General features: G+C 70.5%; 23 protein-coding genes. 14 read left to right on the forward strand and 9 right to left on the reverse strand.

All coding sequences use genetic code 11. The annotated features are described in order from the left end of the window. Positions 1 to 87: 87 nt before the first annotated feature. Entirely contained in the window at positions 88 to 540 is a 453-nt protein-coding gene (locus tag ACK99Q_RS11960; RefSeq protein WP_410186354.1) for a hypothetical protein, read from the forward strand. A gap of 126 nt (positions 541 to 666) precedes the next feature. Here the strand turns inward: ACK99Q_RS11960 and corA are convergent, their stop codons facing one another. Next, entirely contained in the window at positions 667 to 1,608 is a 942-nt protein-coding gene (gene corA / locus ACK99Q_RS11965; RefSeq protein ID WP_410186355.1) for a magnesium/cobalt transporter CorA, read from the reverse strand. A 59-nt stretch (positions 1,609 to 1,667) separates the two neighbouring features. Here corA and mshC point away from each other — a divergent pair, with 59 nt between their 5' ends. Continuing rightward, a complete protein-coding gene (mshC, locus tag ACK99Q_RS11970; protein ID WP_410186356.1) occupies positions 1,668 to 2,891 on the forward strand; it encodes a cysteine--1-D-myo-inosityl 2-amino-2-deoxy-alpha-D-glucopyranoside ligase in 1,224 nt (407 codons plus the stop codon). Between the two features lie 111 nt (positions 2,892 to 3,002). Here the strand turns inward: mshC and ACK99Q_RS11975 are convergent, their stop codons facing one another. The 3 genes from ACK99Q_RS11975 to ACK99Q_RS11985 form a co-directional block, all read right to left on the reverse strand. Further along, positions 3,003 to 3,851 (reverse strand): PAC2 family protein, encoded by an 849-nt coding sequence (locus tag ACK99Q_RS11975; RefSeq protein WP_410186357.1) that lies wholly within the window; start codon positions 3,849 to 3,851, stop codon positions 3,003 to 3,005. Between the two features lie 9 nt (positions 3,852 to 3,860). After that, positions 3,861 to 7,589 (reverse strand): methionine synthase, encoded by a 3,729-nt coding sequence (gene metH / locus ACK99Q_RS11980; RefSeq protein ID WP_410186358.1) that lies wholly within the window; start codon positions 7,587 to 7,589, stop codon positions 3,861 to 3,863. A 184-nt stretch (positions 7,590 to 7,773) separates the two neighbouring features. Further along, complete coding sequence (locus ACK99Q_RS11985; protein WP_410186359.1) at positions 7,774 to 9,231, reverse strand: MDR family MFS transporter; 1,458 nt, start codon at positions 9,229 to 9,231, stop codon at positions 7,774 to 7,776. Positions 9,232 to 9,397: 166 nt separating this feature from the next. Between ACK99Q_RS11985 and ACK99Q_RS11990 the strand changes: the two genes are divergently transcribed. Beyond that, the gene (locus tag ACK99Q_RS11990; protein WP_410186360.1) at positions 9,398 to 10,375 is read left to right on the forward strand and encodes a carboxypeptidase-like regulatory domain-containing protein; all 978 of its coding nucleotides are present in this window, start codon (positions 9,398 to 9,400) and stop codon (positions 10,373 to 10,375) included. A 50-nt stretch (positions 10,376 to 10,425) separates the two neighbouring features. Further along, positions 10,426 to 11,247, forward strand: coding sequence for a class I SAM-dependent methyltransferase (locus tag ACK99Q_RS11995; RefSeq protein WP_410186361.1), 822 nt, complete (start codon positions 10,426 to 10,428; stop codon positions 11,245 to 11,247). Between the two features lie 6 nt (positions 11,248 to 11,253). Here ACK99Q_RS11995 and ACK99Q_RS12000 read toward each other — a convergent pair whose 3' ends face one another. The 3 genes from ACK99Q_RS12000 to ACK99Q_RS12010 form a co-directional block, all read right to left on the reverse strand. Continuing rightward, a complete protein-coding gene (locus ACK99Q_RS12000) occupies positions 11,254 to 11,760 on the reverse strand; it encodes a GNAT family N-acetyltransferase (RefSeq protein WP_410186362.1) in 507 nt (168 codons plus the stop codon). 31 nt (positions 11,761 to 11,791) lie between these two features. Continuing rightward, positions 11,792 to 12,682 carry a sulfite exporter TauE/SafE family protein gene (locus ACK99Q_RS12005; protein WP_410186363.1) on the reverse strand — a complete coding sequence of 297 codons (891 nt, stop codon included), beginning with the start codon at positions 12,680 to 12,682 and terminating at the stop codon, positions 11,792 to 11,794. Positions 12,683 to 12,779: 97 nt separating this feature from the next. Continuing rightward, on the reverse strand, positions 12,780 to 13,370 hold the full coding sequence (locus ACK99Q_RS12010; RefSeq protein WP_410186364.1) for a hypothetical protein: 591 nt from the start codon (positions 13,368 to 13,370) through the stop codon (positions 12,780 to 12,782). Between the two features lie 75 nt (positions 13,371 to 13,445). On the opposite strand from ACK99Q_RS12010, the gene ACK99Q_RS12015 reads away from it, so the two are divergent. The 4 genes from ACK99Q_RS12015 to ACK99Q_RS12030 all read left to right on the forward strand — a co-directional run bounded on the left by ACK99Q_RS12015 (position 13,446) and on the right by ACK99Q_RS12030 (position 16,516). Then, positions 13,446 to 13,901, forward strand: a complete 456-nt coding sequence (locus ACK99Q_RS12015; RefSeq protein ID WP_410186365.1) for a hypothetical protein — start codon at positions 13,446 to 13,448, stop codon at positions 13,899 to 13,901. A 93-nt stretch (positions 13,902 to 13,994) separates the two neighbouring features. After that, positions 13,995 to 14,651 carry an HAD family hydrolase gene (locus ACK99Q_RS12020; RefSeq protein ID WP_410186366.1) on the forward strand — a complete coding sequence of 219 codons (657 nt, stop codon included), beginning with the start codon at positions 13,995 to 13,997 and terminating at the stop codon, positions 14,649 to 14,651. Positions 14,652 to 14,723: 72 nt separating this feature from the next. Further along, positions 14,724 to 15,641, forward strand: coding sequence for a M50 family metallopeptidase (locus tag ACK99Q_RS12025; RefSeq protein WP_410186367.1), 918 nt, complete (start codon positions 14,724 to 14,726; stop codon positions 15,639 to 15,641). Continuing rightward, positions 15,638 to 16,516 carry a tRNA (adenine-N1)-methyltransferase gene (locus tag ACK99Q_RS12030; RefSeq protein ID WP_410186368.1) on the forward strand — a complete coding sequence of 293 codons (879 nt, stop codon included), beginning with the start codon at positions 15,638 to 15,640 and terminating at the stop codon, positions 16,514 to 16,516. Before ACK99Q_RS12025 ends, ACK99Q_RS12030 begins: the two co-directional genes overlap by 4 nt. Before the next feature lie 3 nt (positions 16,517 to 16,519). Here ACK99Q_RS12030 and ACK99Q_RS12035 read toward each other — a convergent pair whose 3' ends face one another. Both ACK99Q_RS12035 and ACK99Q_RS12040 read right to left on the reverse strand, forming a co-directional pair. Next, the gene (locus ACK99Q_RS12035; RefSeq protein WP_410186369.1) at positions 16,520 to 17,395 is read right to left on the reverse strand and encodes a hypothetical protein; all 876 of its coding nucleotides are present in this window, start codon (positions 17,393 to 17,395) and stop codon (positions 16,520 to 16,522) included. After that, positions 17,392 to 17,934, reverse strand: coding sequence for a hypothetical protein (locus tag ACK99Q_RS12040; protein ID WP_410186370.1), 543 nt, complete (start codon positions 17,932 to 17,934; stop codon positions 17,392 to 17,394). The genes ACK99Q_RS12035 and ACK99Q_RS12040 overlap by 4 nt, the downstream gene beginning before the upstream one ends. Positions 17,935 to 18,074: 140 nt before the next feature. Here ACK99Q_RS12040 and arc point away from each other — a divergent pair, with 140 nt between their 5' ends. The 6 genes from arc (at position 18,075) to prcA (ending at position 23,567) form a co-directional block, all read left to right on the forward strand. Further along, the gene (gene arc, locus ACK99Q_RS12045; RefSeq protein WP_410186371.1) at positions 18,075 to 19,724 is read left to right on the forward strand and encodes a proteasome ATPase; all 1,650 of its coding nucleotides are present in this window, start codon (positions 18,075 to 18,077) and stop codon (positions 19,722 to 19,724) included. Positions 19,725 to 19,738: 14 nt separating this feature from the next. After that, the gene (locus ACK99Q_RS12050; protein WP_410186372.1) at positions 19,739 to 20,191 is read left to right on the forward strand and encodes a GNAT family N-acetyltransferase; all 453 of its coding nucleotides are present in this window, start codon (positions 19,739 to 19,741) and stop codon (positions 20,189 to 20,191) included. Positions 20,192 to 20,338: 147 nt separating this feature from the next. Continuing rightward, a complete protein-coding gene (dop, locus tag ACK99Q_RS12055; RefSeq protein ID WP_410186373.1) occupies positions 20,339 to 21,844 on the forward strand; it encodes a depupylase/deamidase Dop in 1,506 nt (501 codons plus the stop codon). Positions 21,845 to 21,860: 16 nt separating this feature from the next. Next, positions 21,861 to 22,055, forward strand: coding sequence for a ubiquitin-like protein Pup (locus ACK99Q_RS12060; RefSeq protein ID WP_179424303.1), 195 nt, complete (start codon positions 21,861 to 21,863; stop codon positions 22,053 to 22,055). After that, positions 22,055 to 22,867 carry a proteasome subunit beta gene (gene prcB, locus ACK99Q_RS12065; RefSeq protein WP_410186989.1) on the forward strand — a complete coding sequence of 271 codons (813 nt, stop codon included), beginning with the start codon at positions 22,055 to 22,057 and terminating at the stop codon, positions 22,865 to 22,867. Before ACK99Q_RS12060 ends, prcB begins: the two co-directional genes overlap by 1 nt. Before the next feature lie 7 nt (positions 22,868 to 22,874). Further along, a complete protein-coding gene (gene prcA, locus ACK99Q_RS12070; RefSeq protein WP_410186374.1) occupies positions 22,875 to 23,567 on the forward strand; it encodes a proteasome subunit alpha in 693 nt (230 codons plus the stop codon). Positions 23,568 to 23,575 lie beyond the last annotated feature (8 nt).

Consider the following 23,575-nt stretch of genomic DNA (forward strand, 5'->3'; position numbering starts at 1 on the left):
GGCGGGGCTGGGACGAACGATGAGGCATTTGGGTACCGCAGCGGGGCGAAAGGCCTTATCGTTCGTCCGCTCCGGGATGATGGGCGGATGAACTCGGTGGATGGGATCTGGCACCGCGCGTTGAACGCGAAGCCCGCGTCGCGGCTCCCCGGCGACGTCGCCCTGCACGCCGTTCTGCGCGTGCACGGTCTCGTGGAGAACGGCGGGGTCCTGCATGCGACCGAGTCCCTGTCAGCCCTCGGCGAGCTCGAGACCGGTCTAGCCGGCTTCGAGTGGCTGGGACTCGGCGAGGTCGCGGCCCTGATCCGGGAGGCCGCGGCTCGCGCCGAGGATCCGGCGATCGGCGACGACGGCCTGGACGTCCTCGAGCAGGAGTCCAATGCGCGGTACTCCGCCCTCGTTCCCGACGACGAGGCACTCGAGTCGGCGCTGCGCGATCGGATCGCCAAGGACCCCGGCGCCTTCGCCGAGCCGCGGGCAACTCGCGAGCGCGGGCCGGTCGGCGCGGTTCGGCGCTGGCTCACCGAGCGCCCGCGCTGACCCGATCTTGTGCCGTCTGGGCCCATATCTGGGCCTCAGCGCCACAAGATCCGCCGCGGGCGCGGCTTGGGAACGCAAGATGATGCATTCGGGTACCGCAGCGGGGCGAAAGGCATCATCTTTCGTCTAGAGCCAGCCGGACTTCTTGAAGCGCCGGTAGACGTAGAAGCAGGCGGCGCCCATGGCGGCGAGGCAGATGGGGTAGCCGTAGGTCCAGGTGAGCTCGGGCATGTGCTCGAAGTTCATCCCGTAGATCCCGGCGACGGCTGTGGGGATGGCGAACAGCGTGGCGCCGGCGGTGAGCTTCCGCATGTCCTCGTTCTGCTGCACGCTCAGCTGGGCGAGGTGGGCGTTGAGGGCGTTGGTGAGCAGCGAGTCGATCGAGTCGATGGCGTCGAGGGCGCGCTGGAGGTGGTCGGCGATGTCGCGGAAGTACGGGCGCAGGTCCTCGGGCTCGGCCACCTGGGCGAAGCGCAGGATCGGGTCGCGCAGGGGAGCGACGGCGTGCCGGAACTCCAGGGTCTCGCGCTTGAGCCGGTAGATGCGGGCCGAGTCGCGGGTGCGGTCGGCCGAGAACACGGAGGTCTCGACCTCCTCGACGTCGGTGACGAGCTCGCCGGCGACGTCCTCGTACCGGTCCACGATCGCGTCCACCACGGCGTGCACGGCCGCGATCGGGCCCTGCCTGAGCCGCTCGGGCACCCGCTCGGCCCGGTGGCGAGCCGTCGACAGCGCGGGCCCGCCGTGCCGCACCGTCAGCACGTAGTTCCGCCCGAGGCAGATGTTGACCTCGCTCGTGGTGATGTCGTCGTCGCTGTAGGAGACGATCCGCAGCGACAGGAACAGGTGGTCGCTGAACCGGTCCACACGCGGCCGCTGGTGCGGTGCGAGGGTGTCCTCGATCGCCAGCGGGTGCAGGCCGAGGGCGCCGCCCAGACGCTCCATCTCCTCGTGCGTGGGCTCGCTGACGCCGATCCAGAGGAAGTCGTGGCCGGTCAGCTCGGCCAGCGTGTCGTCCAGCGTCTCGGGGTCGCGGTCGGTCTCCTCGCGCACTCCGTCGAGATACACCGCGCAATCCATGATCACCTGCTCATTGTGGACTTCAGGCTCCCGATAGGCTCGACGACATGCAGAGTTGGTCCCGCCCGCCGATCCCACGACTCTCGGACTCCGGGCTCGGTACGGGACCGCAGCTCCACGTCCACGACACGGCCCGCCGCGCGGTGGTCCCGTCGGCCCCCGACGGCGCCGCGCGCCTCTACGTCTGCGGCATCACGCCCTACGACGCCACGCACCTCGGGCACGCGAACACCTACCTCGCCTTCGACCTGCTGCAGCGCCAGTGGCTCGACCAGGGCCTCGAGGTCCACTACACGCAGAACGTCACCGACGTCGACGACCCGCTGCTCGAGCGCGCGAACGCCACGGGCATCGACTGGGTGCAGCTGGCCGAGCGCGAGACCCAGCTGTTCCGCGAGGACATGACCGCACTGCGCATCCTGCCGCCCGGGAACTACATCGGCGCCGTGGAGTCGATCCCGCTCGTCGTCGACCTCGTGCGCCGGCTGGAGAAGACCGGCGGCGTCTACCGGGTCGACGACGACCTGTACTTCGAGGTCCGCTCGTCGGCGAAGTTCGGCGAGGTCTCCGGGTTCGACACCGAGACGATGCTGCGGATCTTCCCCGAGCGCGGCGGCGACCCCGACCGCGCCGGCAAGCGCGACCCGCTCGACTGTCTGCTGTGGCAGGCCGAGCGTCCCGGTGAGCCCGCGTGGGACACCGAGCTCGGCCGCGGCCGCCCCGGGTGGCACATCGAGTGCGCCGCGATCGCGCTGCACCACCTCGGCACGGCGTTCGACGTCCAGGGTGGCGGCTCCGACCTGGTCTTCCCGCACCACGAGATGTCGGCCGCCGAGGCCGAGGCCGCCACGGGCGAGCCCTTCGCGCGCGCCTACGTCCACGCCGGCATGGTCGGCTACGAGGGCGAGAAGATGAGCAAGTCCAAGGGCAACCTGGTGCTCGTCTCGAAGCTGCGCGCCGCGGGTCACGACCCCATGGCGATCCGGCTCGCGCTGCTGGCGCACCACTACCGCGAGGACTGGGAGTGGTTCGCCGACGCGATCGAGGCCGCCGAGCAGCGCCTCGCCACGTGGCGCGCCGCGGCCGACCGCTCGGCCGGCCCCTCGGGCGAGGAGCTCGTTGAGCAGCTGCGCGCGGCGCTGGCGAACGACCTCGACGCGCCGGCCGCCCTCGCGGCCGTCGACGAGTGGGCCGCCACGCAGGGCACCGACGTGGACGGCCCGCGCACGGTGCGCGCCGCCGTCGACGCGCTGCTCGGCGTCGCGCTCTGACCGCTGGGGAGCGGTGCGTGGTCAACCTCAAGGACCCCTCATGGGGTTGACCAGTCACCGCCCGCCCGTGGGAAGGGTTGACTGCTCACCGCCCACGAAGGGGACCGGGTGTCAGGAGTCCTCGGTGGGGCGCCGGCGCAGGTAGCGCTCGAACTCCCGGGCGATCGCGTCGCCGGAGGCCTCGGGCGGCTCGCCGGCGTCGCGCTCGTTCTCGAGGGTGCGGACGTACTCGAGCAGGTCCTCGTCCTGCTCCATGAGGTCGTCGGCGCCGCGCTGCCAGGCGTCGGACATCTCGCGCAGCACGCCCTGGGGCAGGCCCACGCCGATGGCGTCCTCGAGGGCGCCCAGCAGGCCCAGCGTGGCCTTGTAGCAGGGCGGCTCGGCGACGTAGTGCGGCACCGCGGCCCAGATGCCGGCCGTGGCCAGCCCCGCGCGCGCGGCGACGTCGCCGAGCACGGTGGTGATGCCGATGGGGCCGCTGTAGCGCGACTGGTCGAGCGAGAGCCGCTCCATCATCACCGGATCGTTCGTCGAGCCGGTGACCGGCACGGGGCGCGTGTGCGGCGTGTCGGCCAGCAGCGCGCCGAGGGTGATCAGCTCGTGCACGCCCGCGGCCTGCGCGAGGTCCACCACGGTGGCGCAGAACGCCTGCCAGCGGTAGTTCGGCTCGACGGCGCGCAGCAGCAGCACGTCGCGGTCGTGGCGCGGGGGATGGGCGAGGTACAGCGTGGGCGTGGGCCACACGATGTCGCGCGTGCCGTTGTCCGAGGGCGCGATGACGGGCCGCACCGCCTGGAAGTCGTAGAACTCCTGCGGGTCGAGCTCGGCGAAGATCTCGGCGTCCCACTCCTCGAGGAGGTGGTCGACGGTGCTCGTCGCGGCATCGGCCGCATCGTTCCAGCCCTCGAAGGCGGCCACCATCCAAGGGTTCCTCAGGCGGGCGATGTCGGCGTCGGTCACGCCTTCAGCCTACTCATCCTCGGTTCGATAGCCGAGGTTCGGCGACAGCCATCGCTCGGCCTCCGCGATCGTCCAGCCCTTGCGCTCGGCGTAGTCCTGGACCTGGTCGCGCCCGATCCGGCCCACCACGAAGTACTGCGACTGCGGGTGCGAGAAGTACAGGCCGCTCACCGAGGCGCCCGGCCACATGGCCATGCTCTCGGTCAGCTCGATGCCCGTGCGCGCCTCGACGTCGAGCAGCTCCCAGATGGTGCGCTTCTCGGTGTGCTCGGGGCACGCGGGGTAGCCCGGCGCCGGCCGGATGCCGTCGTACTTCTCCTTGATGAGCTCGGTGTTCGAGAGCTTCTCGTCGGGGGAGTAGCCCCACAGCTCGGTGCGCACCCGCTCGTGGAGGCGCTCTGCGAACGCCTCGGCGAGCCGGTCGGCCAGCGCCTCGACCATGATCGCGGAGTAGTCGTCGAGCTCGGCCTTGAACGCGGCGACGCGCTCGGTGCTGCCCAGGCCGGCGGTGACCGCGAAGGCGCCCACGTAGTCGGGCAGGCCCGTCTCGAGCGGCGCGACGAAGTCGGCCAGCGAGCGGTGCGGGACGCCGCGGCGGTGCTCGGTCTGCTGGCGCAGGTGGTGCAGCCGCGTGAGCTCGGTGGTGCGCGACTCGTCGGCGTAGACGATCGTGCTGTCGCCCTCGCGCGCCGCGGGGAACAGGCCGGCGATGCCGCGGGCGGTCAGCCAGTCCTCGGCGATGATGCGGTCGAGCATCTCGTTGGCGTCGTCGTAGAGCTTGCGCGCCGCCTCGCCGTGCGTGGGGGAGTTCAGGATGTCGGGGAACGAGCCCTTCATCTCCCACGCGTTGAAGAACGGCTGCCAGTCGATGTACTCGCGCAGCTCGCCCAGCGGGTACGGGCCGAACTCGTGGATGCCGACCTTCGCGGGCGCGGGAGGCGTGTAGTCCGACCAGTCGAGCGGCGTCTGGCCCTCGCGCGCGGCCTCGAGCGGCAGGATCGTGCGCGCGTCGCCGCGGTTGGCGTGGCGCTCGCGCAGCGCGTCGTAGTCGGTCTTGATGTCGGCCATCAGCTTCGGGCGCTGCTCGTCCGAGAGCAGCGCGGCCACGACCGGCACCGAGCGCGAGGCGTCCTTCACCCACACGACGGGGCCGGGGTACTTGCGGTCGACCTTGACGGCGGTGTGGGCGCGCGACGTGGTGGCGCCGCCGATCAGCAGCGGGATGTCGAAGTCCTGGCGCGCCATCTCGGCGGCGAAGCTCTCCATCTCGTCGAGCGACGGCGTGATGAGGCCGGACAGGCCGATGACGTCGGCGTCGTGCTCGCGCGCGGCGTCGAGGATCTTCTGCGCCGGCACCATGACACCGAGGTCGATGACGTCGTAGTTGTTGCACTGCAGGACGACGCCGACGATGTTCTTGCCGATGTCGTGCACGTCGCCCTTGACCGTGGCCATGACGACGGTGCCGTTGCTGTTGCCCGCGTCCTCGGGCGACTTCTCGGCCTCGATGAACGGGATGAGGTAGGCGACGGCCTTCTTCATGACACGTGCCGACTTCACGACCTGGGGCAGGAACATCTTGCCCGCGCCGAAGAGGTCGCCGACGACGTTCATGCCGTCCATGAGGGGGCCCTCGATGACCTCGATGGGGCGCCCGCCGCGGTCGGAGATCAGCTGGCGGAGCTCCTCAGTGTCGGACTCGACGTGGGCGTCGATGCCCTTCACGAGGGCGTGCGTGATGCGCTCGCCGACGGGCAGGTCGCGCCACTCCTCGGTGGCCGCCTCGGCCTTCTCTCCGTCGCCGGCGTAGTCCGAGGCGATCTCGAGGAGGCGCTCGGTGGCGTCGTCGCGACGGTTGAGGACGACGTCCTCGATGCGGTCGCGCAGCTCGGTGGGCACGGTGTCGTACGGCACCAGCGCGCCGGCGTTCACGATGCCCATGTCCATGCCCGCGCCGATCGCGTGGAACAGGAAGACGGCGTGGATGGCCTCGCGCACGGGGTTGTTGCCGCGGAACGAGAAGGAGACGTTGGAGACGCCGCCCGAGACGAGCGCGCCGGGCAGGTTCTGCTTGATCCAGCGCGTGGCCTCGATGAAGTCCAGACCGTACTCGGCGTGCTCCTCGATGCCCGTGGCGACCGCGAAGACGTTGGGGTCGAAGATGATGTCCTCGGCCGGGAAGCCGACCTCCTCGGTCAGGATCCGGTAGGCGCGCTCGCTGATCTGCTTGCGGCGCTCGAGGTTGTCGGCCTGGCCGTCCTCGTCGAAGCCCATGACCACGACGGCCGCGCCGTACTTGCGGCACAGGCGGGCCTGGTCGACGAACTTCTCCTCGCCCTCCTTGAGGGAGATCGAGTTGACGATGCACTTGCCCTGGATGGCCTTGAGGCCGGTCTCGATGACCTCGAACTTTGAGGAGTCGACCATGACCGGCACCCGGCTGATGTCGGGCTCGGCCGCGATCAGCTTGCAGAAGCGGTCCATCGCGGCGACGCCGTCGATCATGCCCTCGTCCATGTTGATGTCGATGACCTGCGCGCCGTTCTCGACCTGCTGCAGCGCCACCGCGAGGGCCGCGGGGTAGTCCTCGGCCTTGATGAGGTTCCGGAAGCGGGCCGAGCCCGTGATGTTCGTGCGCTCGCCGACGTTGACGAACAGGGAGTCCTCGGTGACGGTGACGGGCTCGAGACCCGAGAGGCGCAGCGCCGGGGCGATCTCGGGCAGCTCGCGCGGGGGCAGGCCGTCGACGACCGAGGCGATGCGGCCGATGTGGGCCGGCGTGGTGCCGCAGCAGCCGCCGACGACGTTGAAGAAGCCGCTCTCGGCGAACTCGCGCAGGATGCCGGCCGTCTGGTCGGGCGACTCGTCGTACTCGCCGAACGCGTTCGGCAGGCCCGCGTTGGGGTAGCAGGAGATGTGACAGTCGGCGATGCGCGAGAGCTCGGCGATGTAGGGGCGCATCTCGTCGGCGCCCAGGGCGCAGTTCAGGCCCACGAGCAGCGGGCTCACGTGGCGGATCGAGTGCCAGAAGGCCTCGACCGTCTGCCCCGAGAGCGTGCGGCCCGACGCGTCGGTGATGGTGCCGGAGATGACGACGGGCCAGCGGCGACCGGTCTGCTCGAACAGCGTCTCGACGGCGAAGATCGCGGCCTTCGCGTTGAGGGTGTCGAAGATCGTCTCGATCATCAGCAGGTCGGCGCCGCCGTCGACCAGGCCGCGCGCGGCGACGAGGTAGGCGTCGACGAGCTCGTCCCACGTGACGTTGCGGGCGCCCGGGTCGTTGACGTCGGGGGAGATCGACGCGGTGCGCGTGGTGGGGCCGAGCGCGCCGGCCACGTAGCGCGGGTGCTCGGGCGTGCCGACGGCGTCCGCGGCCTCGCGGGCGAGCCGCGCGGAGGCGAAGTTCAGCTCGTAGGCGAGGTCGACCATGTCGTAGTCGCGCAGCGAGATCGCGTTCGCGTTGAACGTGTTGGTCTCGATGATGTCGGCGCCGGCCTCGAGGTACTCGCGGTGGATGCTCGCGATGATCTCGGGCTGGGTCAGGGTGAGGAGGTCGTTGTTGCCCTGGACGTCGCACGACCACTGCGCGAAGCGCTCGCCGCGGTAGCCGGCCTCGTCGGGCCGGTCGCGCTGGATGGCGGTGCCCATGGCGCCGTCGAGCACGAGGATCCGTCGCGCCATCGCCTCGGTGAGAGCGGCGGTGGCGTCGGGACGGAACTGGGGGACGAACTCGGTCATGGGCGAAGAATCCTCGGGGCATCGACGAACGGATGCTGGGAACCTTCAGCCGGCGGCGGGCTCGCCTGGGCCTCGGGAAGGTTCCGAACGATGGCGTTCACTCTACGGTAGTTCCCGGCCGGTAACCGGGAGCCGCCGCAGAGTGGAACGCCACCCTCGACGAGGGGCGATGACGCCCGGATCGTCAGTGCGACGCGGGCTCGACGGCCTCGGCCGGCTCGGCCTTCGTGTTCCGCACGAAGAGCGCCACGACCACCGCGATCGCGGAGATCGCGCCGCCGTAGAACAGCGCGGCGTGGACGCCCGCGGCGGTGGCGTCGACGACCGACGTGCCCGTCTCGAGCTCGGCCACGGAGCGGCGCGTCATCACGGTGACGAACAGCGCGGTGCCGGCGGCGCCGGCGACCTGCTGCAGCGTCGAGACGGTCGCGCTGCCGTGGGAGTAGAGGTGGTGCGGCAGCGAGCCCAGCGCCGAGGTGAGCAGCGGCGTGAACATCAGCGCGAGGCCGACGCTCATCGCGACGTGCACCGCGACGACGAGGCCCTGCGACGTGCCCGTGTCGAACATCGACATCGACCACAGGGCGGCCGAGGTGATCGCGGCACCGGGGGCGACCAGCGGGCGGGGGCCGTACTGGTCGAACAGGCGGCCGACGAACGGTGCCAGCAGGCCCATGACCAGACCGCCGGGCAGCAGCACGAGCCCCGTGTCGAGCGTGCTGAGGCCGAGCACGGTCTGGAGGTAGATCGGCAGCAGGATCAGCGTGCCGAACAGCGCCATCATGCTGACGGCGACGAGGACGACCGCGATCGAGAAGCTGCGGTGCGCGAAGGTGCGCAGGTCCAGCAGCGCCCGCTCGCGCAGCGACAGCTGGCGCAGCACGAACACGACGAGGGCCAGGGCGCCCACGACGATCGGGATCCACGGCGACACGGGCACCTCGCCCGCGGCGGCCTCGCCGATGCTGCTGAGGCCGTAGATGAGGCCGCCGAACGCGAGCGCCGAGAGGACGACGGAGGGCACGTCGATCGGGACGTCGACCGGCTCGGTCACGTTGCGCACCCACGCCGCGCCCAGGACGAGCGCCACGACGGCGATCGGGAGCACGAGCCAGAACATCCAGCGCCAGTCGAGCTGGTCGAGGACGATGCCCGAGATCGTCGGGCCGATCGCGGGTGCGACGGAGATGACGATCGAGACGGTGCCCATCATGCGACCGCGGCGGTCCGCCGGCACCAGGTTGAGGATCGTCGTGATCAGCAGCGGCATCATCAGCGCGGTGCCGACCGCCTGGACCGCGCGGGCGGCGACGAGCACGCCGAAGGTGGGCGCGAGCGCGGCCAGCAGGGTGCCGGCGGTGAAGGAGATCATCGCCGCCATGAAGACCCGGCGCAGCGGGAAGCGCGTCAGCAGGTAGCCCGTGATCGGGATGACCACGGCCATCGTCAGCAGGAACGCCGTGGTCAGCCACTGCGCCGTCGTCGCCTGGACCTCGAACTCCCGCATCAGCTCGGGCAGCGCGACGCTCATGATCGTCTCGTTGAGGATCACGACGAAGGCCGAGCCGACCAGGAGCGCGATGAGGCGGCCTGAGCGGTCGGTGCCCGGGGTGGACGGTGCCGAGGTGGCGGTGGTGGTCACAGTGCTCCTGTGCGGTCGTTCGGTGGGGGACGGGTCGTCGTGGGCGACAGTGACCCCCAACGTCCCGAGGCGGACCGTTGTTCCCACCCGTCACAGCCGTGACACGCCTCACGCGGCGACGTACCCTCGCGGAAGGAGTCCGACGACAGGTCCGGGGGGATCGAGCATGCGGGGATGGGCAGCGGCCGTGGTGGCCGTCATGACGATGGTGCTGGCGGCGACGGCGATGCAGCCGGCCGCGGCCGAGGCGCCTGCGACGCAGGTGACCGGCCGGATCGTGGACGACCTCGACCGCCCGGTGAAGGGCATGAAGGTCCGGCTGACGCCGGCCGCGGGCGGTGCCCCGATCGACCTCGTGACCTCGGCGACCGGCGAGGTCACGACGACCGCGGCCGCGCCCGGCCGGTACACGCTGGTCGCGGAGGAGTTCTTCACCGACAGCTTCTACTGGGAGCCGAACCCGGTGAAGTACACGTGGGTCGATCCCGTCTCGGTGACGGTGCAGGAGGGCACGACGTCGCTCGGCACGCTCGAGGTGGCCCGCGGCGGCACGGTGCGCGCCACCGTCTCCACGCCGTCCGGCCACCGCCTGCCGCGCTACCTCGTCGAGGCCAAGGGAGCGGCCAGCCCGGTGTTCGGCGAGCGCTACTCGTTCACGGACGCTCGCGGCATCCTGACGCTGCGCGGCCTGCCGACCGGCACGTGGCCGTTGACAGGCCGGCAGGACTTCTCGGACAACATCCCGAAGGTGACGTTCCCGTCGCTGGTCAGGATCTCGAAGCCCGGGGAGGTCGTCCGCAACGTCAAGCTGGTGACCAAGGTGCACTGGTCGACCTTCCTGCGCGACCGCGGCTACGTGAGGAACGGCGTGCCGCTCGCCGGTCCGGGCGAGGTGCGGTTCGGGGTCCGCATCGGCAACACCTACCGCACGCGCGCCGAGTTCGACCTCTGGCGCGACAAGCCGCTGCGCCTCTCGCTCTACCGCGACGGCAAGCGCATCAAGTTCCTCTACGTGAAGCTCGGGAAGTCGAAGATCTACACGATCAAGCAGCCGAAGGGCACGCACACGTACAAGTGGATCTGGGGCGGCGACGCGGACACGTTCCGCATCGCGTCGAAGCCGCTGACGCTCACGTCGCGCTAGGGCCCGTCCGACGCATTGTCGCGGCTGCGGCGGCGGCGTACCTTGCGAAGATGGGCGCAGGTTCCCCGGCGAGCCCGGACGCGCAGTTCCACGCCGGCATCGCGGAGGTCTACCAGCGGCTCCTCGTCCCGATGATCTTCGAGGAGCCGGCCGAGCACCTCGCCCGCGTGGTGGCGGAGACCGCCCCGGCCGACGTCCTCGAGACCGCCGCGGGGACGGGCGTGCTCACCCGCGCCCTGGCGCGGAGCTGTCCCGAGGCTCGCCTCACCGCCACCGACCTCAGCGACTCGATGCTGGACACGGCGCGGGCGCAGGACGCGGGCGACGTCCGGTGGCGCCAGGCCGATGCGCTCGACCTGCCGTACGACGACGAGGAGTTCGATGTCGTCGTGTGCCAGTTCGGGGTCATGTTCCTGCCTGATCGCGTGCGGGGGCTCCGCGAGGCGCGGCGGGTGCTGCGACCCGGCGGCACCCTCGCGTACACCATCTGGGACCGGATCGAGACCAGCGAGGTCCCGTGGGTCATCCACTCCGCCCTCGTCACGGCGACCCCGCACGAGCCGCTGGACTTCATGAGCCGCCTGCCGCACGGCTACTTCCACGTCCCGCACCTGCGCGACGACCTGGAGGAGGCCGGGATGCCGGACGCCACGATCAGGTCGCTGGCCGGGACGAGCCGCACGACGGCGGCAGACGCCGCGAAGGCCTTCTGCCACGGCACGCCGCTGCGGCTGGCGATCGAGCGCCACGCGACCATCGACCTCGAGGAGGCGACGGGGATCGCCGAGGCCGCCCTGAGGCGTCACTTCGGACCCGACCCGATCGAGGCCCCGACTCGCTGGATCGAGGTCGTCGCCCGCCGTCCGGCCTGAGCCTCGTCAGGAGGGCGGAGGCGCCGCGAGCTCGAGAACCCAGGCGTTGACCGACAGGGTCTCGCCCCGGAACTCGAAGGCCTCGACTCCGTGGTTCGTGAATCCGGCGCCGCGGCAGAGTGCGTTCGACGGGCCGTTCCCCACGGCGGGGAAGGCGGTGAGGGCGCGCCCGCCGCCGTGCACCCTCGCGTCCTCGATGATCAGCTCGACCGCGCGGCGGGCTATGCCACGGCCCTGGGCTTCGGACAGGACGAACCATCCGGTCTCCAGGACCGCGCGACCATGCCAGTCGGTCCTCCACCACCCGATCGCGCCGACCGGTGCTCCGTCGCCGACGATCACGAACATCCGCGCGGTTCCCTCCCGCCAGAGTCGTAGGTACCTCGCGTGTCGGTCGTGAACCTCGTCGTCGCTCTCGGGACCCGCGAGGTGCGTGGTCATCGCCGGGTCGTTGCCGCGCACGAGCAGCGGAAGGTCTCGGTCGGACCAGGGCCGGAGCTCCACGGTGGTCATCACGACATCATCGCGCGTTCGCGCGGCAGGCTCAGGAGGTCGGGGCGAGCACGGTGGCGCGGCGGTCGGCCTGCTCGCGGCGCCACGCCTTGACCGCGACGGTGCCGGTAACGGCGACCGCGACCAGAATCAGCAGCGCATCGAGCCAGCTCGGGAGGCCGCCGAGGGCGGCGATGATCGTGACGCCGTTGACGAGGATCACCATGCCGCCGACCATCGTGCCCATCGGCGCGTGGGGGAGTCGACCGGCGAGGCGCGCGGCGATGGGGGCCATGATCGCGCCGCCGAGAGCGAGCCCGATGACGGGCAGCCACGGGATCCCATGCTGCGCGGCGCCGGTGAGGAAGCCGAACGAGACGGAGACGGCGACCAGGAACTCGGCGGCGTTGACGGTGCCCACGACCTGGCGCGGCTCGTGACGGGTGACGGTCATCAGGCTGGGGGTGACGACGGGCCCCCAGCCACCGCCGCCGGTGGCGTCGACGAAGCCGCCGAGCAGGCCGATGGGGGAGAGCCACCGCGCGGTGTGGCCGTTCCTGGGCGTCGGGATGAGCCGGACACCGAGGCCGAACCGGGCGAAGATCACGAGGCCGAAGAAGAGCAGCAGGCCCGACATCCAGCCCTTCGCCGAGGCGAGGCTGATGTTGGTGAGCACGACGGCGCCCAGGAACCCGCCCACGGCTCCGGGCAGTGCGACGCGCACCAGGACGGCGGTGTCGATGTTGCCCTCACGCCAGTGCGAGATCCCGCTGATCAGCGTCGTCGGCAGCTTCGCGGCGTGGGTGGCGGCGCTCGCCGTGACCGGCGCGACGCCCATGAACAGCAGCACCGTGGCCGACGTGACGCCAAAGCCCATGCCGAGGGTGCCGTCGACGAGCTGAGCCAGTCCGCCCGCCAGCGCGAAGGCCACGACGATCCCCATGTCACCTCGCTCCGACGCCCGTAGTGGTCAAACACGAGTAGGTTAGGTGAGTTAGGCCTCAAGGGGCGGGGTGTCCGAAACGTGGACCCACGGGCCGCTAGGAGTTGGCGAAGTCCTCGGCCAGGTCCGGGACCCTGAGGTCGCTCCCCGCACACCCTTCCGGGGTCCGGCACGTGCCGATCGTCATGGGCACCTCGGTGACCTTCTCGTCCGTCCCGTCGACGTAGTGGATGCGGAGGCCCTCGACGAACCCGTGGCCCTGCGGGTTCGGGACATGGATCTCCACGACCAGCTCGGTGTCGTTCGGGGCTCCTTCGAGGCAGGCGGCGGTGACCGTCCGAGGGCCATGCAGGTAGGGCAGATCGCGGATCCGGCCCTGCTCGGTGGAGGGCTTCCTGCCGACCCGGTCGTACGTGGTCGTGCTGAAGTCGGAGATCGAGACGCCTCCCCGCTTCTCGATCGGCTCGACGCCCGTGATCGTCACCTCGCCCGGCTCCGAGAGGCAGATCGGGAACAGGTCGAAGCTCACGTGTGCCGAGTGCGGCGAGTCGAGCGACTCGGCCATGGGGGAGACCTGGGCCAGGAGCTGCACACCCTCGTCCCGGTCGACACGGACCCAGAGGAGGCCCGCCAGGAGGACGGCGGCGACGGTCGCGATTCCGGCAAGGCGGGACGAGCGGCGCGACATGGCCGTAGCCTCGCACAAAGATCACGGCGGGTCCGCCGATCACAACAGGCCGCATCGCTGGTCGAGAGGAGCGGGATGGTCACCCCTCGTCGGCCCGTGTCGCGCGTGCTCGCCGCGTTCGTGGCGATCGGCGCGACGTTCGCCGTGCGAGCCTGCTCGATCGGTAATGAGGTCTGTCCGGCCGTCCTCCACCACGACGGACTGTCGATCACCCCGACGGGTCCTGCGGCGGCGGACGTTCACACGATGGTCGGCCAGGTCTGCCAGTCCGGTCGCTGCCAGTCGTTCTCGACGGGCGGGCGGCCGCGGGTGTCGCCCGACGGTCCGTCGCTGCCGTCCGTCCTCGTCTACCCGTTGGACTTCCGGTACTCCTCCTCGGCACCGCTCGTCTACGCGTTCGAGCTCCGCGACCGGCAAGGCGGGCTCATCCGCCACGCCTCCGGTCGGGCTCTCGTGGACTCGTCGTGGGCGTGCGGAGGGCTGGGACCCTTCCGGAACGCCCACATCGAGCTCGCGACCTCGGCCCCCTGACGTCGCAGGGCCCTTGCGGGCAGTCCCTCCGACCGAGTGCCGAGGTGCACGTGAGACGTTGGTCGTGAGTGCCCCCCTCTCGAGAGACTGACCATGAACGCGCCTTCGCACCTCCCGGCCGCCGTCCTGTGGGACATGGACGGCACGATCGTCGACACCGAGCCGCTGTGGATCGGCGGCGAGTACGAGCTCGCGGCGCAGCACGACGCGGTCTGGACCGAGGAGGACGCGCTGTCCCTCGTGGGCAGTGACCTGCGCGAGGCGGCCGTCTACATCAAGCGCCGCATCGGCTCGGACATGGAGCCCGAGGAGATCACGGCGTGGCTCGGGAACAAGGTCGCGGCAGGACTGCGCGAGAAGCAGGACTGGCGCCCCGGCGCGGTCGAGCTGATCACGGCCCTGCGCGAGGCCGGTGTGCCGCAGGCGCTCGTCACGATGTCGTACGACTACATCGCGGAGCCGGTCGTGGAGGCGCTCGGGTTCGACGCCGTCGTCACGGGCGACGCGGTCACGCACGGCAAGCCGCATCCGGAGCCGTACCTGCGGGCCGCGGAGCTGCTGGGAGTGCAGGCCGCCGACTGCGTCGCGATCGAGGACTCGCGCACCGGCGCGGCGTCCGCGAACGCCGCCGGCTGCCACGTGGTGGCCGTCCCGCACGCGGTCAACGTGCCCGAGGCGCCACGTCGCACGATCATCACGAGCCTCACCCACCTCAGCCTCGAGGACCTGGGGCGCCTCGCTAATCTCTGACGCGGTGAACTCGCGCGGCGCCACTGCCGCCAGAAGGCGAGCCGCCCGCGACGACGCCAGTACGTTGTACCCATGAGTGGCGGTTGGCGCATCGCGCGCATCGCGGGCGCGGACATCGTCGTGCGTCCCTCCCTGCTGGTGATGGGCGTCATCCTGGTGATCGTCTTCGCGCCGCAGTTCGAGTCGCTCGGTGCGGGCCCCGACCCGTACCTGACCGCGATCGTCTTCGTCCTCAGCCTCTACGTCTCGGTGCTGCTGCACGAGCTGGCTCACCTCGCCGCCGCCCTGTGGTTCGGCATGCGGGTGTCCGCGGTCGAGTTGCACCTGCTCGGCGGCGAGACCCGGATCGAGGGGGACTCGCGCCACCCGTGGCAGGAGCTCGTCACCTCGATCGTCGGCCCGCTCAGCTCGTTCGTCCTCGGCATCGCGGCGCTGTGGGGTGCCGCGATCAGCACGGGAGCGACGCACTCGGTGCTGTGGTCGGTCGGCTTCATCAACCTGCTCATCGCGGTCTTCAACATGCTGCCCGGCCTGCCGCTCGACGGCGGCCGTGTGCTGCGCGCCCTCATCTGGGCGGTCACCGGCAGCGAGGCCAAGGGCGTGCGCGTGGCGGGCTGGATCGGTCGCGTCGCCGCCCTCGTGCTGATCGGCATCGCCGTCCAGATGATGTTCGGCGACGACACCTTCGCGACCGGCCGTGCCCTGCTGTTGCTCGCCGTCGCCCTCTTCCTCTGGCAGGGCGCGTCGTACGCGCTCAAGCAGGGCGTCGCGCTCGCCCGCATCGGCGCACTGCGGGCCGAGCGGCTCATGCGTCCCGAGCCGCCGCCGATGGGCGCCGTGCCGATCTCGGTCGACCTCAAGGGACGCGACCTGCTGGTCGCGATGGCCGAGAATCCCTCGAACGCCTACGCGCTCGTCGACGACCGGGGCACGGTGGTGGGGACCCTCTTCGCCTCCACCGTCGACCGCGCCTATCGTGAAGCCGGATGAACCACCAACGCACCGGCCCCTTCGTCGAGGGCGAATGGATCCGCCTCTCCGATCCCAAGGGCCGCAAACACAACATCCAGCTCGTCGCGGGCAAGGAGTTCAGCACCAAGAAGGGCCAGATCCGCCACGACGACATCATCGGCCGGCCTGAGGGCATCGTGGTCGAGACGTCGCTGGAGTTCCCGTACCAGGTGTTCCGCCCGCTGCTGTTCGAGTACGTCGTCTCGATGCCGCGCGGCGCCGCGATCATCTACCCCAAGGACGCGGCCCAGATCCTCGTCCAGGCCGACATCTTCCCCGGTGCGCGCGTGATCGAGGCCGGCGCCGGATCGGGCAGCCTCAGCTCCTACCTGCTGCGCGCCATCGGCTCCGAGGGACACCTCGAGTCGCACGAGCTGCGTGAGGAGTTCGCCGAGACCGCCCGCAAGAACGTCGAGCAGGCGCTCGGCGGCGTGCCCGACACGTGGACCCTTACGGTCGGCGACCTGCGCGACGCGGCGGACGGCCCCGAGGTCGACCGCATCATCCTCGACATGGTCGACCCGTGGACCTGCATCCCGCTGGCGCTCGAGCGGCTCGTGCCCGGCGGCATCGTGTGCGGCTACGTCGCCACCACCACGCAGCTGTCGCGCTTCGTCGAGTCGCTGCGCGAGTCGGCCGGCTTCACCGAGCCGCACGCGTGGGAGACGCTCGTGCGCGACTGGCACCTCGAGGGCCTGGCCGTGCGTCCCAACCACAAGATGAACGGGCACACGGCGTTCCTCGTCACGGCGCGACGCCTGGCACCCGGCCAGAAGCCGATGCCGAAGACGCGACGCCCCGCTCCCGGCGCCTACGGCCCCGACTACGTGGGACCGCGTCCGGCCGACGTGTGAGGCTCAGCCCAGGTCGGTCACGAGCGACTGCACCTCGAGCACCGGCACGGTGACGGTGTCGCTGGACTCCATCGTCAGCAGCTCGTCGTTGCCCGCCGGCACCGCGAACGGCGCGCCGTCCAGCTCGAACCGGATGTCGTAGACGATCCGCATCGTGGCGACGTGTGAGCCGCTGCGGCGGAACGTCATCGTGCACTGGTCCGAGCGGCTCGTGACGACCGGGCAGCTGATCGTCTGACCGGCGGCGCTGACGGTCATCTCGCGCGGCTCGGCGATGGCGACGAGACCGAGTGCCTCCGAGCCCACGATCGGAGTCGCGGAGGCGCCCTCGGCCCACCACCACGTGTCGAGGTTGACCAGCGTTCGGGTCGGCGGGTTGAACACGGGCGTCACGTCCGGCAGGACGATCCGGCCGTACGCCGCGAGCAGGCGGTCGCGCACCGAGACGGTCTCGAACTCGGTGTCCCAGTACCAGTTGCGGTACTCGGTGCCGTCGGGCCCGATGCAGCCGACGTAGATGATGTGGTCGGCGTCGTCAGGCTGGTCCGAGATCGTGTCGCCGCGCTCGCGAATCTCCTCGACGTCCTGATAGACGGCGGGATCGTTCATGAAGCAGGCGCGATCGCCCATGCAGAAGTCGTTGTAGACGTCCTGGTAGGTGCAGGAAGGGGTCGGGTTGCCGCCGCCGCCTCCTCCGCCGCCGCCTCCGCCGCCACCTTCCGACCACTGGATGCAGCCGTAGGTCGCCGAGCCGTCGGGCTGCTGGATCAGGCCCTCCTTCAGGCACACCCGGTCCGCGGCAGCGGGGGAGGCCAGGAGGAATCCGGCCACGAGCACGAGCGTCAGGAGGGCGCCGAGGCGACGGGCGAGGGCGGTCATGCGCCGCAGTCCTTCGCGGGCAGCTGGGCCTGGTCGAGGGTCTCGGCGACGAGCCAGCGGTCGTCCACGCGGACGACCTTCATGCCGCGAGGTCCCCAGCCGTTCTCGGGGTACTGGACCTCCTGGCCCTTCGGCTTGAAGCCCCAGCCGTCCTCGTTCTCGCAGACGAGCAGCGTCGCGCTGTCGCCGGACAGGTCGACGACCTCGGGGTCCTTGACCTCGGACTGGCCCACGCGGACGAGTCCGGACTCGGCGTACTGGCGGGCGAGCGCGCGCTCCTTCTCGATCCGGTCCGGCGCGACCGTGGCCTCGTAGGCGTCGGCCGGCACGTTGCCCGAGTTCTCGATCGTGCGCTTCTCCTCGAGGAAGGCCGTGTACGCGGCGGCCACGGCCGCCTCCTCCTCGTCGGCCGTGGGCGTGGCCGAGGCGGACGCGCTGGGCCGCGGACCCGCGGGGTCCTCGTCGGCGCCGCCGCATCCGGCGAGCCCGAGGCCCAGCGTCAGGGCGCACGTCAGCGTCAGGAGAGTCCCTCGAGTCATGGGCCACATCGTAGTCAAGAGGCGCCGTGGGGGCCTGTCCGTGCACCGCGCAACACGATCGCAACACATCCGTCGCGAGATGGACTGGTGAGGACGTGCTCGGCGGGTAGGGTCATAGCAACCCCTCCAGGAGGTGTCACATGACCGGTAGCGAGTACACCGACAGGTACGCCGAGGCCCGCCTCGCCGACGCCGAGGCGCGCCTGGCCAGCACGGCCGCGCAGAACGAGCGCCTGACCTCCACGTTGCGGGAGGCGCGCGACCAGATCGTCGCGCTCAAGGAGGAGGTCGACCGCCTCGCCCAGCCGCCCACGGGCTTCGGCACGTTCCTGCAGCGCAACGAGGACGACTCGGTCGACGTCATGACCGGCGGACGCAAGCTGCGGGTCAACGTCAGCCCCGCCGTCGACAAGGACGAGCTTCGCAAGGGCCAGGAGGTCATTCTCAACGAGGCCATGAACGTGGTCGCGGCCCTGGCGTTCGAGCAGGTCGGCGAGGTCGTGATGCTCAAGGAGCTCATGCCCGACGGCGAGCGCGCCCTCGTGCTCGGCAACGCCGACGAGGAGAAGGTCGTCCGGCTGGCCGACACCCTGGCCCAGGAGCGCCTGCGTGCGGGCGACTCCCTGCTGCTCGACAGCCGTGCCGGCTACGTCTACGAGCGCATCCCGAAGTCCGAGGTCGAGGAGCTGGTCCTCGAGGAGGTCCCGGACATCGACTACACGAGCATCGGCGGCCTGGGCAACCAGGTGGAGATCATCAAGGACGCCGTCGAGCTGCCCTACCTGTACCCCGAGGTGTTCGTCGAGCACGAGCTCAAGCCGCCGAAGGGCATCCTGCTGTACGGCCCGCCGGGCTGCGGCAAGACGATGATCGCGAAGGCGGTCGCGGCGAGCCTGGCCAAGAAGGTCAGCGAGCGCACGGGAGAGGAGGGTCGCTCCTACTTTCTCAACATCAAGGGCCCCGAGCTGCTGAACAAGTACGTCGGCGAGACCGAGCGCCACATCCGCCTGGTCTTCCAGCGGGCGCGCGAGAAGGCCGGCGAGGGCACGCCCGTCATCGTCTTCTTCGACGAGATGGACTCGCTGTTCCGCACCCGCGGGTCGGGCGTCTCGTCCGACGTCGAGAACACGATCGTCCCGCAGCTGCTCAGCGAGATCGACGGCGTCGAGGGACTGGAGAACGTGCTGGTCATCGGCGCCTCCAACCGCGAGGACATGATCGACCCGGCGATCCTGCGACCCGGCCGTCTCGACGTGAAGATCAAGATCGAGCGCCCCGACGCCGAGGCCGCGCGCGACATCTTCAGCAAGTACCTCACCACCTCCCTCCCGCTGCACGAGGACGACCTGCGCGAGTGGAACGGCGACCGCGAGGCGTGCGTGCACGGCATGATCCAGCGCACCGTCGAGCGGATGTACACCGAGAGCGAGGAGAACCAGTTCCTCGAGGTCACCTACGCCGGCGGCGACAAGGAGATCCTGTACTTCAAGGACTTCAACTCCGGCGCGATGATCCAGAACATCGTGGATCGCGCGAAGAAGATGGCGATCAAGGACTTCCTCGATCACCGCAGCAAGGGCCTGCGGGTCCAGCACATGCTGCAGGCGTGCGTCGACGAGTTCAAGGAGAACGAGGACCTGCCCAACACCACCAACCCCGACGACTGGGCGCGGATCTCGGGCAAGAAGGGCGAGCGGATCGTCTTCATCCGCACGCTCATCACGGGCAAGGGCGGCAATGAGCCGGGTCGGTCGATCGACACGGTCGCGAACACGGGACAGTACCTCTGATACTCGAACTGCGCGTGGTCCGCTACGACCACCCGGACGCCGTGAAGCTGACCGAGCTGGTCCAGGCCGAGTACGTCCGGCGCTACGCCAGCGAGGTCGGCGACTCCTCGCCGATGCTCCCCGAGGAGTTCGACCACCCCAACGGGATCTTCTTCATCGGCTACGTCGACGAGGTGCCGGTCGCCATGGGCGGCTGGCGCCGCGGCGGCCCGGCCGGCGACACCGACGGCGAGATCAAGCGCATGTTCGTGCTCGACTCGCACCGCGGCCAGGGCCTCTCGCGCCAGGTCCTGGAAGAGCTCGAGCGCAGTGCCGCCCGCCAGGGCATCCGCCGCCTCGTCCTGGAGACCGGCACCGAGCAGCCCGAGGCCATCGCGCTCTACCGCTCCGCCGGATACGTCGACGTCCCGCCCTTCGGCTACTACGCGGAGTACGACGACTCGGTCCACCTCGGCAAGGTCCTCTGACCGGTCCCCGGCCCCAGATCTGTAGCGGTATCCACCCTTTTTCGGCCGATCAGCCGGGAAAACGGTGGACAGCGCTACACATCTCGCGCGCCGGACGGCGTGCGCGTAGCCCGGGCGGGGCTCGCGCGACGACGTAGGCTGGCCAGCGTGAGCGTCCGACGAGTCCAGGGGTCCGAGGTCGAGTACGGCATCGCCGTGCAGGGCCAGCCCCAGGCGAACCCGATGGTGGCCGCGACCCACGTGGTCAACTCCTACGCGGCCGCGAACGGCCTCACGCGCCGGGCCCGCTGGGACTACGAGGAGGAGAGCCCGCTGCGCGACGCGCGTGGCTTCGACCTCGGCCGCGACGCCGCGGACCCCTCGCAGCTCACCGACGAGGACATGGGCCTGGCCAACATCATCCTGACGAACGGCGCCCGTCTGTACGTCGACCACGCCCACCCCGAGTACTCCAGCCCCGAGGTCACCAGCCCGCTCGACGTCGTGCGCTGGGAGAAGGCCGGCGAGCTCGTCATGCTGCGCGGCGCCCGGCTGGCGGCGCGGGTGCCCGGCGTCGCGCCGATCATGCTCTACAAGAACAACGTCGACAACAAGGGCGCCGCGTACGGATCGCACGAGAACTACCTCATGCGGCGTGACGTGCCGTTCCTGTCGATCGTGCGCCAGCTGACGCCCTTCTTCGTCGGTCGCCAGATCATCACGGGGGCGGGACGTGTCGGCCAGCACCAGGACGGCAGCGTCCACGCGTTCCAGATCAGCCAGCGCTCGGACTACTTCGAGGTCGAGGTCGGCCTCGAGACCACGCTGAAGCGGCCGATCATCAACACGCGCGACGAGCCGCACGCCGACCCGAAGAAGTACCGGCGCCTGCACGTCATCATCGGCGACGCGAACCTGTCGGAGACGTCGATCTATCTCAAGCACGGCACCACGTCGCTCGTGCTGGCGATGATCGAGGCCGACGCCCTGCCCGAGCCGCTCGAGCTGGCCGAGCCCGTCCGCGCGCTGCACCAGATCTCCTACGACCCCACCCTGCGCACCACCGTGAAGCTGGCCGACGGCCGCAGCATCACCGCGCTCGAGCTGCAGGAGCACTACCTCGAGCACGCGCGCAAGTTCGTCGAGAGCCAGGGCGACGACGACCCGCAGACGCTCGATGTCCTGGAGAGGTGGGAGTCGGTGCTCGCCCGCCTCGCGGACGACCCGATGAGCCTCGTCCGCGAGCTCGACTGGGTGGCCAAGCTCGCGCTCCTGGAGCAGTACCGCGAGCGCGACGGCCTCGACTGGGACCACGCCAAGCTGCACCTGGTCGACCTGCAGTACCACGACATCCGGCCCGAGCGCGGCCTCTACCACCGCCTCGTGGCCGCCGGGCGCATGGAGCGTTTGCTCGAGGACGCCGCGATCGAGGAGGCGGTCACCGAGCCGCCGCACGACACCCGGGCCTACTTCCGCGGCCGCTGCCTCCAGCGGTTCTCCGCCGACATCGCCGCGGCCTCGTGGGACTCGGTGATCTTCGACCTGCCCGGACACGACTCGCTGCAGCGCGTGCCGACGATGGAGCCCCTCAAGGGCACCGCCGAGCACGTCGACGGCCTGTTCCGACGCGTCGGCAGCGCCGCAGAACTCTTCCGGGCCATCACGGGCCGCTAGTGGATAGGGTGGAGACATGGCCGAGCAACAGCAGAGGACGACGCGCAAGAGCGACGTCGACGAAGAGCAGGTCGAGACCACCGAGGTCGATGCCGAGCGCAAGGAGAAGCTCGACGACGACGTCGACAGCATCCTCGACGAGATCGACGACGTCCTCGAGGAGAACGCCGAGGAGTTCGTGCGCAGCTTCGTCCAGAAGGGCGGGCAGTGATGCTCGATGGAGGCTTCCGCGCCGTCGGGTCCTCCTCGTTCGCCGAGTTCCTCGCCACCCAGGCTCCTGACCTGCTCCCGAGCGCCCCGGTCGGCTCCGTGTCCGGCCTCGACGTGACGCATGGGACCACGATCGTCGCCGCCACGTTCGACGGCGGCGTCGTGATGGGCGGCGACCGCCGCGCCACGATGGGCAACGTCATCGCGCAGCGCGACATCCAGAAGGTCTTCCCGACCGACGAGTTCAGCTGCGTCGGCATCGCCGGCACCGCGGGCATCGCCGTGGAGATGACCCGGCTGTTCCAGGTCGAGCTCGAGCACTACGAGAAGATCGAGGGCACCACGCTGTCCACCGACGGCAAGGCCAACCGGCTCGCCACGCTCATCCGTGGCAACCTCGGCATGGCCATGCAGGGCCTCGCGGTCGTGCCGCTGTTCGCGGCCTACGACCTCGAGGCCGATCAGGGCCGCATCTTCGCGTTCGACGTCACGGGCAACAAGAACGAGGAGCGCACCTTCCACTCCGTGGGGTCGGGCTCCACGTTCGCGCGCGGCTCGCTCAAGAAGCTCTACCGCTCCGGGATGACCGAGACCGAGGCCGTCACGGCCGTCGTCCAGGCGCTCTACGACGCGGCCGACGACGACACCGCCACCGGCGGTCCCGACCTGACGCGCCGGATCTTCCCGCTCATCTCGGTCATCACCGCCGACGGCTACCGCGCGTGGGACGAGTCCAAGACCGCCGCGATCGCCGACCAGGTGATCGGCGGGCGCATGCATTCGCCCGACGGCCCGTCCGCCCCGCTGACCTAGGAGCGCCATGACCACCCCCTTCTACGTCTCGCCCGAGCAGCTCATGAAGGACCGGGCGGACTTCGCCCGCAAGGGCATCGCCCGGGGCCGCAGCGTCGCGGTCGTCCGCTACGCCGACGGCATCGTCTTCGTCGCCGAGAACCCCTCGCGCGCGCTGCACAAGATCAGCGAGATCTACGACCGCATCGGCTTCGCCGCTGTGGGTCGCTACAACGAGTTCGAGAACCTGCGCATCGCCGGCGTCCGCCTGGCCGACATGCGCGGCTACTCCTACGACCGCAGCGACGTCACCGGCCGCGGGCTGGCCAACGCGTACGCGCAGACGCTCGGCACGATCTTCTCCAGCGGGGGAGAGAAGCCCTACGAGGTCGAGATCTTCGTCGCCGAGGTCGGCTCGAAGCCGTCGGCCGACCAGATCTACCGCCTCACCTACGACGGCTCGGTCGCCGACGTGCCGGGCTACGGCGTGATGGGCGGCCAGAGCGACAAGGTCGAGGAGTACCTGAGCACGCACTACCAGGCCGACCTGCCGCTGGCCGAGGCCCTGCGCCTGGCCCGCACGGCCCTGGGCAACGACGCCGAGCCCGCGCGCACGATCGCGCCGGCCGACCTCGAGGTCGCGGTGCTCGACCGCACCCGCAGCCAGCCGCGCAAGTTCAAGCGGCTCGGTCAGACGCAGGTCGCCGAGCTCCTCGGCTGACCTCCGGC

It is taken from the genome of Aeromicrobium sp. MLTX1, from assembly GCF_046452335.1.
GTDB lineage: Bacteria > Actinomycetota > Actinomycetes > Propionibacteriales > Nocardioidaceae > Aeromicrobium.